We start from the raw sequence: 14066 nt of genomic DNA, 5'->3' as shown, positions 1-14066 counted from the left end.
AGAAGCAGCCACCGTGTCTGACCCGAACCTGAACGACGCCATCGAGCCGACCGAGTCCGTGGATGACGAGCTCGACATCGTCGAGGGTGCGGACGAGGCGGACGAGGCCGAGGCTGCCGACGCCGCCGCGGGCGAGCCGGCCGAGGAGGCCGCCGTCCACGTCGAGGACGAGGACGGCGAGGCCGCCGCCGAGGACTCCGACGAGTCGGAGGACTCCGAGAAGGCCGGGGACGAGGCCGCCGAAGGGGAGGACGCCGAGGCCGCCGCGACCGAGGACGTCGAGGAGGAGCCCGACGTCGACCCGGTCACGAAGCTGCGCGAGGAACTGCGCACGCTGCCCGGCGAGTGGTACGTGATCCACACCTACGCGGGCTACGAGAAGCGCGTGAAGGCCAACCTGGAGCAGCGCGCCGTCTCGCTGAACGTCGAGGAGTTCATCTACCAGGCCGAGGTCCCCGAGGAAGAGATCGTCCAGATCAAGAACGGCGAGCGCAAGACCGTCCGGCAGAACAAGCTGCCCGGTTACGTCCTCGTCCGGATGGATCTGACGAACGAGTCCTGGGGCGTCGTCCGCAACACCCCCGGCGTCACGGGCTTCGTCGGCAACGCCTACGACCCCTACCCGCTGTCCCTGGACGAGATCGTGAAGATGCTCGCCCCGGAGGCGGAGGAGAAGGCCGCCCGCGAGGCCGCCGAGGCCGAGGGCAAGCCGGCGCCGCAGCGCAAGGTCGAGGTCCAGGTGCTGGACTTCGAGGTGGGCGACTCGGTCACCGTCACCGACGGCCCGTTCGCGACGCTGCAGGCGACGATCAACGAGATCAACCCGGACTCGAAGAAGGTCAAGGGTCTGGTGGAGATCTTCGGTCGCGAGACCCCGGTCGAGCTGAGCTTCGACCAGATCCAGAAGAACTAGTTCTTTCTGGGCGAACTGCTTCCGCGCAGGTCAGGCGATCGCTCCGCGAGCGCCTGACCTGCTCGGTTTTCAGCCGCGCATCTATACCCGTTATCGTTGTGCGGTATGCCTGCGTCCGGGTGGTCCCCGAGCGCGGGCAGGACCCGAACCGAAAGGACCCGGAGAGCTATGCCTCCCAAGAAGAAGAAGGTCACGGGGCTCATCAAGCTCCAGATCAACGCCGGTGCGGCGAACCCGGCTCCGCCGGTCGGCCCGGCGCTGGGCCAGCACGGCGTCAACATCATGGAGTTCTGCAAGGCCTACAACGCCGCGACCGAGTCGCAGCGTGGCTGGGTCATCCCGGTGGAGATCACGGTCTACGAGGACCGTTCCTTCACCTTCGTGACCAAGACCCCGCCGGCCGCCAAGATGATCCTCAAGGCCGCGGGCGTGGAGAAGGGCTCCGGCGAGCCGCACAAGACCAAGGTCGCCAAGATCACCGAGGCGCAGGTCCGCGAGATCGCCCAGACCAAGCTGCCCGACCTCAACGCCAACGACCTGGACGCCGCGTCGAAGATCATCGCCGGCACCGCCCGCTCCATGGGCATCACGGTCGAGGGCTGAACCCCAGCCTCCGTCACACCCCCGTAGAACCGTGGCAGGGCCTGCTCGGCCCGTACCACGACTCCTTTCAGAACCCACAGGAGCAGTTGTGAGCAAGCGCAGCAAGGCTCTCCGCGCTGCGGACGCCAAGATCGACCGGGAGAAGCTGTACGCCCCGCTCGAGGCCGTCCGTCTCGCCAAGGAGACCTCCACGACCAAGTTCGACGGCACCGTCGAGGTCGCCTTCCGCCTGGGTGTCGACCCGCGCAAGGCCGACCAGATGGTCCGTGGCACCGTGAACCTTCCGCACGGCACCGGTAAGACCGCCCGGGTCCTGGTCTTCGCGACCGGTGACCGTGCCGAGGCCGCGCGTGCCGCGGGCGCCGACATCGTCGGCGCCGACGAGCTGATCGACGAGGTGGCGAAGGGCCGTCTGGACTTCGACGCCGTCGTCGCCACCCCGGACCTCATGGGCAAGGTCGGCCGCCTCGGCCGCGTCCTCGGCCCGCGTGGTCTGATGCCGAACCCGAAGACCGGCACCGTGACCCCGGACACTGCCAAGGCCGTGACCGAGATCAAGGGCGGCAAGATCGAGTTCCGCGTCGACAAGCACTCGAACCTGCACTTCATCATCGGCAAGACGTCCTTCGAGGACGACAAGCTGGTGGAGAACTACGGCGCCGCGCTGGAGGAGATCCTCCGTCTGAAGCCGTCCGCCGCCAAGGGTCGCTACATCAAGAAGGCCGCCATCAGCACCACGATGGGCCCCGGCATCCAGCTCGACCCGAACCGCACCCGCAACCTCCTCGTCGAGGAGGACCCGGCCGCGGTCTGAGCCACCGGCTCGCACAGGTCGGCACGAGCCCCGCAACCTTCCGAGGTGCGGGGCTCGTCCCTTTTCCCGGGCGGCCCGCTGCCCCGGACCCGTGGGACCCGCCGGGCCGCGCCGCCAGGCCCGCGCCCGCCGGGCCGCACGAGGCCCGGTGGGCGCGGCCCCGCACGGCCGGTACGGCGCGATCCGTACGGCCGTCCGGACGGCTGTCGGCGGCCTGCGCTAGCGTGCCGGGCACAGCAACCGCATAGGGGTGGGGACGAATGAAGAGCACGACGGTGCGCCGTACGACGCTGGCGATCGCGGTGACGGCCGCGCTGACGGGCGTGGCCGCCTGCGGCGCCGGAGGCACCTCGGGGGATCCCGGCAAGGAGGGGAAGGCGGCCGGGCAGGGCGTGACGCACGTCAGCCCGCTGGCGGCCCTGCGCCTCGCCGCGGCCTCCACCGACAAGGCGGACTCCGCCCGCGTCGACATGACGGTCAGCATGGGCTCGCTGATGTCCATGAAGGGCAGCGGCGCCTTCGCCTGGGGCGGCACCCTGTCCGGTGCGATGACGCTGACGTACACCGGCGGCACCGTGGCCGACGCGATGCGCGCCACGGGGACCACCTCGATGCGCGCCCGCTACCTGTCCGACGCCTACTACGCCAGGATGAGCGACCAGTTCGCCCGGCAGGCGGGCGGCAAGCACTGGATCAGGTACGGGTACGACGACATCGCCAAGCTCGGCGGCGGCTCCGGCGCGTACATGAAGGACCAGATGCAGAACAACACGCCGAACCAGTCGGTGAAGCTGCTGCTGGCCTCCGGTGACGTGAAGAAGGCCGGTGAGGAGCAGGTCCTGGGCCGGCACACCACCCACTACCACGGCACGGTGAACGTGGCGGACCTCGCCGCCCGGACCAGCCGCACCCTCTCCGCCTCCCAGCTCGCCGACATCAAGAAGCAGCTGAGCCGGACCGGCATCACCACGGAGACCGTCGACCTCTGGGTCAACGACGAGAACCTGCTGGTCAAGAAGTCCGAGACGGCGGACACCAGGAACGGCACCCTGACCACCACTGCCTCCTACCGCGACTACGGCGTGGAGGTCTCGGTCATGGCGCCGCCGAAGAGCGACACGCTGGACTTCAAGGCCCTGGCGGCGTCCCAGGGCGCGGGCGCCGGCGCTTCCTGAGTCAAGAAACCCCCAAGACCGCCCGCTCACGGCTCGGATAGGCTCGCGTCCCGACTGTGTGATCACCATCCGTTCCTTGGGGGGAAACCATGGACACCTCTGTACGCACGCCCACCACGCCCGGCTCGGCCCGTACGCGGCGCACGCCCGCGCGCGCCGTCACGGGCCGCAGATTCGCGACGGCCTCGCTGGCCGCGCTGGTCCTCGCCGCGGGCGCGGTGGGCTGTTCGGGAGACGACTCGAAGAGCGACTCCAAGAGCGCGGGCAAGAGCGGCGCGGCCGAGTCGCCGAGGCTCTCGCCCGCCGCGGCCGTCGCCAAGGCGGCCAAGAACTCGCAGGAGATCACCTCTCTGCACTACCGCATGACCGGCCAGGTCCCCGAGGAGGGGCACGTCGAGGCCGAGGCGCAGATGCAGATGAAGCCCACGGTGTCGATGAGCATGAAGATGACGATGGCCGACCAGCCCTCGGCCGGCACCGTCGAGATCCGGCTCGTCGACAAGGCCATGTACCTCAACGGCGGTCCCGAGGCCGCCAAGGAGATGGGCGGCAAGAGCTGGCTGAAGTTCGACCTGTCGCAGACCGACGCGGGCAAGCAGATGGACCAGATGGGCGCCGCCCAGGCCGACCAGAACCCGGCGACCGAGTCCACCTTCCTGACCGCGGCCAAGGACCTGCGCAAGGTCGGCTCCGAGAGTGTGGACGGCGTCGCCACCACCCACTACTCGGGCACCGTCGCCCTCGCGGACCTGGTCAAGGCGCAGAAGGGCGAGAGCCCGCAGACCGCCGAGACCCGCCAGAAGAGCCTGGAGCAGTACAAGAAGATGGGCGTCGACAAGGTGACCATGGACGCCTGGATCGACGGCCAGGACCACACCAAGCAGTTCCGGATGCGCGGTGACGCCACCAAGGGCCCGCTGGACATGACCATCACCTTCCTGGACACCAACAAGCCCGTGAAGGTCGCCGCCCCGCCGGCCGGGCAGGTCGCGGACCTGGCCGAGATGATGAAGGGCGCCCAGCAGGGCTGAGCCGGGCGGGGCCGAGCCCCGGCAGGGGCGGATTTGCCCGACGGCGCCGCGTTCCCGTACTCTCCTACAGAAGCCAAAGACCGCTGGTCGTTGCCGTGCGCTCCCACGAGGGTGCGGTGGCCGAAGGATCCGCTGAAACTGCGGACGACCCGCGCAGGTGACTGTGGAAGAACTCCCGGTGTGTGCATGCCCACGGCATGTGTGCGGCCGGTCGAGTCCGCCCCGAGCGCCTGCGCCGGGGCGTTTCGTTTTCCCCAGTCCTCCTTCGGGTCCGCGCGGTCAGAATCACCCGGAAGGAGGCCGAGGCTCTATGGCGAGGCCCGACAAGGCTGCCGCAGTGGCGGAGTTGACGGAGCAGTTCCGCAACTCCAGCGCTGCCGTGCTGACCGAGTACCGCGGTCTCACCGTGGCGCAGCTCAAGACGCTGCGTCGTTCGCTCGGTGAGAACGCCCAGTACGCCGTGGTGAAGAACACGCTGACCAAGATTGCGGCCAACGAGGCCGGGATCACCACGCTGGACGACCTGTTCAACGGTCCGACGGCTGTCGCCTTCGTCACCGGTGACCCGGTGGAGTCGGCGAAGGGTCTCCGTGACTTCGCCAAGGACAACCCGAATCTCGTCATCAAGGGCGGTGTCCTTGACGGCAAGGCGCTGTCCGCCGACGAGATCAAGAAGCTTGCGGACCTCGAGTCCCGCGAGGTTCTGCTCAGCAAGCTGGCCGGTGCCTTCAAGGCGAAGCAGTCCCAGGCTGCCTCCGTCTTCCAGGCGCTGCCGTCGAAGCTCGTCCGCACCGTGGACGCGCTTCGCGCCAAGCAGGCCGAGCAGGGCGGTGCCGAGTAACTCGGCTCGCTTTCTGATCCACGCCGCCACGCGGCGGCACGGATCACAGCGGGCCGACGTACGCCCGCCATTCATGTACATCCGGCACCAGCCGAATCAGTGGAAGGATCGCCCGTCATGGCGAAGCTCAGCCAGGAAGACCTGCTCGCCCAGTTCGAGGAGATGACCCTCATCGAGCTCTCCGAGTTCGTGAAGGCCTTCGAGGACAAGTTCGACGTCACCGCCGCCGCCGCGGCGCCGGTCGTCGTCGCCGGTGGTGCCGCTGGCGGCGCCGCCGAGGCCGTCGAGGAGAAGGACGAGTTCGACGTCATCCTCACCGGTGCCGGCGACAAGAAGATCCAGGTCATCAAGGTCGTGCGCGAGCTGACCTCCCTGGGCCTGAAGGAGGCCAAGGACCTGGTCGACGGTGCGCCGAAGCCGGTCCTGGAGAAGGTCAACAAGGAGGCCGCGGACAAGGCCAAGGAGTCCCTCGAGGGCGCCGGCGCCTCCGTCGAGGTCAAGTGACCCGACGAGTCCCCTCCGGACTCTCCTGCGCGCTGAACACGGCCCGATAGGGCTGTAACGCGAACGCACCGAAGAGCGATCATCCATCCGGGTGGTCGCTCTTCGGCGTTCCCGGGGGTGGCTGTGGCGGCCTTGCACCCGCGACCGGGAGGGGTATGGTGATCTTCGTTCGGCCTCGAGAGGCCCCCGGAGACAGGCCGCGAGTGACGATGGCAGCATCCGGTTCGGGTATGAGGGGCCTTGACGAACCGCACGCAGCGCGCAATTCTCAGGACGCGTCGTCACAACGATCCGAATCCGAGGCATGGATCGGCGGCGAAGAGGGCAGTATCAACGTGCGTTGAGGGTGACAGGCCGTAGGCGGTGACGACAACGAGGGTCGCGGAAAACCGGCGCTGGACATCAGTGGGCCAAGTGGCTACACTGACCCTTTGCGCTGCCTGTTAGCTGTCCCCTGCCCGTCACCAGGGGCATGCCCTCGCCCGAGCATCGACGACCTGACCGCACCTGACCTGGCCTTCGGCCACTTCAGGCACCGTCTGTCCCGGTGAGCGGAAGAGGGGCCGGTACGCGCGTAGTGAGTCCGAGCCCTCGGAAGGACCCCCTCTTGGCCGCCTCGCGCAATGCCTCGACCGCGAATACGAACAATGCTGCCAGCACCGCCCCGCTGCGCATCTCCTTTGCAAAGATCAAGGAGCCCCTCGAGGTTCCGAACCTTCTCGCGCTGCAAACCGAGAGCTTCGACTGGCTGCTCGGCAACGACGCGTGGAAGGCTCGCGTCGAGGCGGCTCTGGAGTCCGGTCAGGACGTCCCCACCAAGTCCGGTCTGGAGGAGATCTTCGAGGAGATCTCCCCGATCGAGGACTTCTCCGGGTCGATGTCGCTGACGTTCCGCGACCACCGCTTCGAGCCCCCGAAGAACAGCATCGACGAGTGCAAGGAGCGCGACTTCACGTACGCCGCCCCGCTCTTCGTCACGGCCGAGTTCACCAACAACGAGACCGGCGAGATCAAGTCCCAGACGGTCTTCATGGGCGACTTCCCGCTCATGACGAACAAGGGCACCTTCGTCATCAACGGCACCGAGCGTGTCGTCGTCTCGCAGCTGGTCCGCTCGCCCGGCGTCTACTTCGACTCGAGCATCGACAAGACGTCCGACAAGGACATCTTCTCCGCCAAGATCATCCCGTCCCGGGGTGCCTGGCTGGAGATGGAGATCGACAAGCGCGACATGGTCGGTGTGCGCATCGACCGCAAGCGCAAGCAGTCGGTCACCGTGCTGCTGAAGGCGCTCGGCTGGACCAACGAGCAGATCCTCGAGGAGTTCGGCGAGTACGAGTCGATGCGCGCCACCCTGGAGAAGGACCACACCCAGGGCCAGGACGACGCGCTGCTCGACATCTACCGCAAGCTGCGTCCGGGCGAGCCCCCCACGCGCGAGGCCGCGCAGACGCTGCTCGAGAACCTCTACTTCAACCCCAAGCGCTACGACCTCGCCAAGGTCGGCCGCTACAAGGTCAACAAGAAGCTGGGTGCGGACGCCCCGCTGGACGCGGGCATCCTGACCGTCGAGGACATCATCTCGACGATCAAGTACCTGGTGAAGCTGCACGCCGGTGAGACCGAGACCGCCGGGGACAACGGCGGCACGATCGTCGTCGAGACCGACGACATCGACCACTTCGGCAACCGCCGCCTGCGCAGCGTCGGCGAGCTGATCCAGAACCAGGTCCGTACGGGTCTCGCCCGTATGGAGCGCGTCGTGCGCGAGCGCATGACCACCCAGGACGTCGAGGCGATCACGCCGCAGACCCTGATCAACATCCGGCCGGTCGTCGCCTCCATCAAGGAGTTCTTCGGCACCAGCCAGCTGTCGCAGTTCATGGACCAGAACAACCCGCTGTCGGGTCTCACCCACAAGCGCCGTCTGTCGGCTCTTGGCCCGGGTGGTCTCTCCCGTGAGCGGGCCGGCTTCGAGGTCCGTGACGTGCACCCGTCGCACTACGGCCGCATGTGCCCGATCGAGACGCCCGAAGGCCCGAACATCGGTCTGATCGGCTCGCTCGCCTCCTACGGCCGGGTCAACGCGTTCGGTTTCGTCGAGACCCCGTACCGCAAGGTCGTCGACGGCCAGGTCACCGACGAGGTCGACTACCTGACCGCCGACGAGGAGGACCGCTTCGTCATCGCGCAGGCCAACGCCACGCTCGGCGACGACCTGCGGTTCGCCGAGGCGCGCGTCCTGGTCCGCCGCCGTGGCGGTGAGGTCGACTACGTCAGCCCCGAGGACGTCGACTACATGGACGTCTCGCCGCGCCAGATGGTGTCGGTCGCGACCGCCATGATCCCGTTCCTGGAGCACGACGACGCCAACCGTGCCCTCATGGGCGCGAACATGATGCGCCAGGCCGTCCCGCTCATCAAGAGCGAGGCCCCGCTCGTCGGCACCGGCATGGAGTACCGCTCCGCGGTCGACGCCGGCGACGTGGTCAAGGCCGAGAAGGCCGGTGTGGTCCAGGAGGTCTCCGCCGACTACATCACCACCGCCAACGACGACGGCACGTACATCACGTACCGCCTGGCCAAGTTCGCCCGCTCCAACCAGGGCACCTCGGTCAACCAGAAGGTCATCGTCAACGAGGGCGACCGCGTCATCGAGGGCCAGGTCCTCGCCGACGGTCCGGCCACCGAGAACGGCGAGATGGCGCTCGGCAAGAACCTGCTGGTCGCGTTCATGCCGTGGGAGGGTCACAACTACGAGGACGCGATCATCCTGTCGCAGCGCCTCGTGCAGGACGACGTCCTCTCCTCGATCCACATCGAGGAGCACGAGGTCGACGCCCGTGACACCAAGCTGGGCCCCGAGGAGATCACCCGGGACATCCCGAACGTCTCCGAGGAGGTCCTCGCCGACCTCGACGAGCGCGGCATCATCCGCATCGGCGCCGAGGTCATCGCCGGCGACATCCTGGTCGGCAAGGTCACGCCCAAGGGCGAGACCGAGCTGACCCCGGAGGAGCGCCTGCTGCGCGCGATCTTCGGTGAGAAGGCCCGTGAGGTCCGTGACACCTCGCTGAAGGTGCCGCACGGCGAGACCGGCAAGGTCATCGGTGTGCGCGTCTTCGACCGCGAGGAGGGCGACGAGCTGCCGCCGGGCGTGAACCAGCTGGTCCGCGTCTACGTCGCGCAGAAGCGCAAGATCACCGACGGTGACAAGCTCGCCGGCCGCCACGGCAACAAGGGCGTCATCTCCAAGATCAACCCGATCGAGGACATGCCGTTCCTGGAGGACGGCACCCCGGTCGACATCATCCTCAACCCGCTGGGTGTCCCGTCCCGAATGAACCCGGGACAGGTCCTGGAGATCCACCTCGGCTGGCTCGCCAGCCGCGGCTGGGACGTCTCCGGCCTCGCGGAGGAGTGGGCGCAGCGCCTCCAGGCGATCGGCGCCGACCAGGTCGACCCCGGCACCAACGTCGCGACCCCCGTCTTCGACGGTGCCCGCGAGGACGAGCTGGCGGGTCTGCTGCAGCACACCATCCCGAACCGGGACGGCGAGCGCATGGTGCTCCCGACCGGCAAGGCGCGGCTGTTCGACGGCCGCAGCGGTGAGCCGTTCCCGGACCCGATCTCGGTCGGCTACATGTACATCCTGAAGCTGCACCACCTGGTCGACGACAAGCTGCACGCCCGTTCGACCGGCCCGTACTCCATGATCACCCAGCAGCCGCTGGGTGGTAAGGCCCAGTTCGGTGGCCAGCGGTTCGGCGAGATGGAGGTGTGGGCACTCGAGGCGTACGGCGCCGCCTACGCCCTCCAGGAACTGCTGACCATCAAGTCCGACGACGTCACCGGCCGCGTGAAGGTCTACGAGGCCATCGTCAAGGGCGAGAACATCCCCGAGCCCGGCATCCCCGAGTCCTTCAAGGTGCTCATCAAGGAGATGCAGTCTCTCTGCCTGAACGTGGAGGTGCTGTCCAGCGACGGTATGTCCATCGAGATGCGTGACACCGACGAGGATGTCTTCCGCGCCGCGGAGGAGCTCGGCATCGACCTGTCCCGGCGCGAGCCGAGCAGCGTCGAAGAGGTCTGACGGGAGTCCGGCAGGGGCCTCGCCGATGAGTGAGGCCCCCGCCGACCCCCAGGCCCCCGTTTCAGACCACAGACTTACAACCCTGAGAGGGATTGACGCATAGTGCTCGACGTCAACTTCTTCGATGAGCTCCGGATCGGTCTGGCCACCGCTGACGACATCCGTCAGTGGAGCCACGGCGAGGTCAAGAAGCCCGAGACCATCAACTACCGCACCCTCAAGCCGGAAAAGGACGGACTCTTCTGCGAGAAGATCTTCGGCCCCACCCGGGACTGGGAGTGCTACTGCGGCAAGTACAAGCGTGTCCGCTTCAAGGGCATCATCTGCGAGCGCTGTGGCGTCGAGGTCACGCGCGCCAAGGTGCGCCGTGAGCGGATGGGCCACATCGAGCTGGCCGCTCCCGTCACCCACATCTGGTACTTCAAGGGCGTCCCGTCGCGTCTGGGCTACCTGCTCGACCTCGCCCCGAAGGACCTGGAGAAGGTCATCTACTTCGCGGCGTACATGATCACGTACGTCGACGAGGAGCGCCGCACCCGCGACCTGCCCTCCCTGGAGGCGCACGTCTCCGTCGAGCGGCAGCAGATCGAGAACCGTCGCGACGCCGACCTGGAGGCCCGCGCCAAGAAGCTCGAGACCGACCTGGCCGAGCTGGAGGCCGAGGGCGCCAAGGCCGACGTGCGCCGCAAGGTGCGCGAGGGCGCCGAGCGCGAGATGAAGCAGCTGCGCGACCGCGCGCAGCGCGAGATCGACCGCCTCGACGAGGTGTGGACCCGGTTCAAGAACCTCAAGGTCCAGGACCTCGAGGGCGACGAGCTGCTCTACCGCGAGCTGCGCGACCGCTTCGGCACCTACTTCGACGGTTCGATGGGTGCCGCGGCGCTGCAGAAGCGCCTGGAGTCCTTCGACCTCGACGAGGAGGCCGAGAAGCTCCGCGAGATCATCCGCACGGGCAAGGGCCAGAAGAAGACCCGCGCCCTGAAGCGGCTGAAGGTCGTCTCCGCGTTCCTGCAGACCTCCAACAGCCCCAAGGGCATGGTCCTGGACTGCGTCCCGGTCATCCCGCCGGACCTGCGTCCGATGGTGCAGCTGGACGGTGGCCGCTTCGCGACCTCTGACCTGAACGACCTGTACCGCCGTGTCATCAACCGCAACAACCGCCTGAAGCGGCTTCTCGACCTCGGTGCCCCCGAGATCATCGTGAACAACGAGAAGCGCATGCTCCAGGAGGCCGTCGACGCGCTCTTCGACAACGGCCGCCGCGGCCGCCCGGTCACGGGCCCCGGCAACCGTCCGCTGAAGTCGCTGTCCGACATGCTCAAGGGCAAGCAGGGCCGCTTCCGCCAGAACCTGCTCGGCAAGCGAGTCGACTACTCGGCGCGTTCCGTCATCGTCGTCGGCCCGCAGCTCAAGCTGCACCAGTGCGGTCTGCCGAAGGCGATGGCGCTGGAGCTGTTCAAGCCGTTCGTGATGAAGCGCCTGGTCGACCTGAACCACGCGCAGAACATCAAGAGCGCCAAGCGCATGGTCGAGCGCGGCCGCACCGTCGTGTACGACGTGCTCGAAGAGGTCATCGCGGAGCACCCGGTTCTGCTGAACCGTGCGCCCACGCTGCACCGCCTCGGCATCCAGGCCTTCGAGCCGCAGCTGGTCGAGGGCAAGGCCATCCAGATCCACCCGCTCGTGTGCACCGCGTTCAACGCGGACTTCGACGGTGACCAGATGGCCGTGCACCTGCCGCTGTCCGCGGAGGCGCAGGCCGAGGCCCGCATCCTGATGCTGTCCTCGAACAACATCCTGAAGCCCGCCGACGGCCGTCCGGTGACGATGCCGACCCAGGACATGGTCCTCGGTCTGTTCTTCCTCACCACCGACGGCGAGATGCGGAACGTGAAGGGCGAGGACCGCTCCTTCGCGTCCGTGGCCGAGGCGATCATGGCGTTCGACGCCGGCGAGCTGTCGCTCCAGTCGCGCGTGGACATCCGCTTCCCGGTGGGCACCATCCCGCCGCGCGGCTGGACCCCGCCGGCGCGCGAGGAGGGCGAGCCGGAGTGGCAGCAGGGTGACACCTTCCGCCTGCGGACGACCCTGGGCCGCGCGCTCTTCAACGAGCTGCTGCCCGAGGACTACCCGTTCGTCGACTACGAGGTCGGCAAGAAGCAGCTCTCCGAGATCGTCAACGACCTCGCCGAGCGCTACCCGAAGGTCATCGTGGCGGCGACGCTCGACAACCTGAAGGCGGCCGGCTTCTTCTGGGCCACCCGTTCCGGCGTCACCGTCGCCATCTCCGACGTCGTCGTCCCCGACGCGAAGAAGGAGATCGTCGCCGGGTACGAGGCCAAGGACGAGAAGGTCCAGAAGCAGTACGAGCGCGGTCTGATCACCAAGGAAGAGCGCACGCAGGAGCTCATCCAGATCTGGACCCAGGCGACCAACGAGGTCGCCGAGGCGATGAACGACAACTTCCCGAAGACCAACCCGATCTTCATGATGGTGAACTCGGGTGCACGAGGCAACATGATGCAGATGCGTCAGATCGCCGGTATGCGTGGTCTGGTGTCGAACGCGAAGAACGAGACGATCCCGCGTCCGATCAAGGCGTCGTTCCGTGAGGGCCTGTCCGTGCTGGAGTACTTCATCTCCACGCACGGTGCCCGTAAGGGTCTGGCGGACACCGCCCTGCGTACCGCCGACTCGGGTTACCTCACCCGTCGTCTGGTGGACGTCTCGCAGGACGTCATCATCCGCGAGGAGGACTGCGGCACCGAGCGCGGCCTCAAGCTGCACATCGCCGAGCGCGGCGCCGACGGCGTGCTGCGCAAGGCGGACGACGTCGAGACGTCCGTGTACGCGCGCTGCCTCGCCGAGGACATCGTCGTCGACGGCAAGGTGCTGGCCCCGGCCGGTACCGACCTCGGTGACGTGCTCATCGACGAGCTGGTCAAGCACGGCGTCGAGGAGGTCAAGACCCGCTCGGTCCTGACCTGCGAGTCCGCCGTCGGCACCTGCGCGATGTGCTACGGCCGTTCGCTGGCCACCGGCAAGCTGGTCGACATCGGTGAGGCGGTCGGCATCATCGCCGCCCAGTCCATCGGTGAGCCCGGTACCCAGCTGACGATGCGTACCTTCCACACCGGTGGTGTGGCCGGTGACGACATCACCCAGGGTCTGCCCCGTGTCGTCGAGCTCTTCGAGGCCCGTACCCCGAAGGGTGTCGCCCCGATCTCCGAGGCCTCCGGCCGCATCCGGATCGAGGAGACCGAGAAGACCAAGAAGATCGTCGTCACTCCGGACGACGGCAGCGACGAGACGGCGTACCCGATCTCGAAGCGTGCCCGTCTGCTGGTCGGCGAGGGCGACCACGTCGAGGTGGGCCAGAAGCTCACCGTGGGTGCCACCAACCCGCACGACGTGCTGCGCATCCTGGGTCAGCGTGCCGTCCAGGTCCACCTGGTCGGCGAGGTCCAGAAGGTCTACAACTCGCAGGGTGTGTCGATCCACGACAAGCACATCGAGATCATCATCCGGCAGATGCTGCGCCGTGTGACGATCATCGAGTCCGGCGACGCCGAGCTGCTGCCCGGTGAGCTGGTCGAGCGCTCGAAGTTCGAGACCGAGAACCGTCGTGTGGTCCAGGAGGGCGGACACCCGGCCTCCGGCCGTCCGCAGCTGATGGGTATCACGAAGGCCTCGCTGGCGACGGAGTCCTGGCTGTCGGCCGCCTCCTTCCAGGAGACGACCCGAGTCCTGACGGACGCGGCGATCAACGCCAAGTCCGACAGCCTCATCGGCCTCAAGGAGAACGTCATCATCGGTAAGCTCATCCCGGCCGGTACGGGTCTGTCCCGCTACCGCAACATCCGGGTGGAGCCCACCGAGGAGGCCAAGGCCGCGATGTACTCGGCCGTCGGCTACGACGACATCGACTACTCGCCGTTCGGCACCGGCTCCGGCCAGGCCGTTCCGCTGGAGGACTACGACTACGGTCCGTACAACCAGTAAGCGAGCGTCGCTCTGACGCACTGAAGGGCGGTCACCCCGGTGGGGGTGGCCGCCCTTCGGCGTACCGCGGGGCGGGCCGGCGGGAGCAGG

At 67.7% G+C, this 14066-nt stretch carries 9 protein-coding genes; all 9 read left to right on the top strand.

Annotated elements, in window-relative coordinates:
• The first annotated feature begins 13 nt into the window (after positions 1-13).
• The 9 genes from nusG to AC6I72_RS13020 all read left to right on the top strand — a co-directional run bounded on the left by nusG (position 14) and on the right by AC6I72_RS13020 (position 13976).
• Positions 14-913 carry a transcription termination/antitermination protein NusG gene (nusG, locus tag AC6I72_RS13060; RefSeq protein ID WP_498000921.1) on the top strand — a complete coding sequence of 300 codons (900 nt, stop codon included), beginning with the start codon at positions 14-16 and terminating at the stop codon, positions 911-913.
• Positions 914-1081: 168 nt separating this feature from the next.
• Positions 1082-1516, top strand: coding sequence for a 50S ribosomal protein L11 (gene rplK / locus AC6I72_RS13055; protein ID WP_037858373.1), 435 nt, complete (start codon positions 1082-1084; stop codon positions 1514-1516).
• 88 nt (positions 1517-1604) lie between these two features.
• Positions 1605-2330 carry a 50S ribosomal protein L1 gene (gene rplA, locus AC6I72_RS13050; protein WP_037858376.1) on the top strand — a complete coding sequence of 242 codons (726 nt, stop codon included), beginning with the start codon at positions 1605-1607 and terminating at the stop codon, positions 2328-2330.
• Positions 2331-2590: 260 nt separating this feature from the next.
• Positions 2591-3505 (top strand): SCO4651 family lipoprotein, encoded by a 915-nt coding sequence (locus tag AC6I72_RS13045; RefSeq protein WP_498000920.1) that lies wholly within the window; start codon positions 2591-2593, stop codon positions 3503-3505.
• 89 nt (positions 3506-3594) lie between these two features.
• Positions 3595-4536 (top strand): SCO4651 family lipoprotein, encoded by a 942-nt coding sequence (locus AC6I72_RS13040; protein ID WP_498000919.1) that lies wholly within the window; start codon positions 3595-3597, stop codon positions 4534-4536.
• Positions 4537-4846: 310 nt separating this feature from the next.
• Positions 4847-5377 (top strand): 50S ribosomal protein L10, encoded by a 531-nt coding sequence (gene rplJ / locus AC6I72_RS13035; RefSeq protein ID WP_037858382.1) that lies wholly within the window; start codon positions 4847-4849, stop codon positions 5375-5377.
• Between the two features lie 117 nt (positions 5378-5494).
• Entirely contained in the window at positions 5495-5881 is a 387-nt protein-coding gene (rplL, locus tag AC6I72_RS13030) for a 50S ribosomal protein L7/L12 (protein ID WP_037858385.1), read from the top strand.
• A gap of 607 nt (positions 5882-6488) precedes the next feature.
• Positions 6489-9974, top strand: a complete 3486-nt coding sequence (gene rpoB / locus AC6I72_RS13025) for a DNA-directed RNA polymerase subunit beta (RefSeq protein WP_037858387.1) — start codon at positions 6489-6491, stop codon at positions 9972-9974.
• A gap of 102 nt (positions 9975-10076) precedes the next feature.
• Entirely contained in the window at positions 10077-13976 is a 3900-nt protein-coding gene (locus AC6I72_RS13020; protein WP_498000918.1) for a DNA-directed RNA polymerase subunit beta', read from the top strand.
• Positions 13977-14066: the final 90 nt, after the last annotated feature.

This window comes from Streptomyces sp. Xyl84 (assembly GCF_059731885.1).
The sequence above is the reverse complement of the archived record's forward strand: the minus strand, read 5'-3'. Positions and strand labels throughout refer to the sequence as shown.

What these genes read in the sequence shown, in the direction of transcription:
- AC6I72_RS13040 (WP_498000919.1), top strand. Translation starts at nt 3,595, where the DNA reads ATGGACACCTCTGTACGCACGCCCACCACGCCCGGCTCGGCCCGTACG.
- AC6I72_RS13045 (WP_498000920.1), top strand. Translation starts at nt 2,591, where the DNA reads ATGAAGAGCACGACGGTGCGCCGTACGACGCTGGCGATCGCGGTGACG.
- rplJ (WP_037858382.1), top strand. Translation starts at nt 4,847, where the DNA reads ATGGCGAGGCCCGACAAGGCTGCCGCAGTGGCGGAGTTGACGGAGCAG.
- rplL (WP_037858385.1), top strand. Translation starts at nt 5,495, where the DNA reads ATGGCGAAGCTCAGCCAGGAAGACCTGCTCGCCCAGTTCGAGGAGATG.
- rplK (WP_037858373.1), top strand. Translation starts at nt 1,082, where the DNA reads ATGCCTCCCAAGAAGAAGAAGGTCACGGGGCTCATCAAGCTCCAGATC.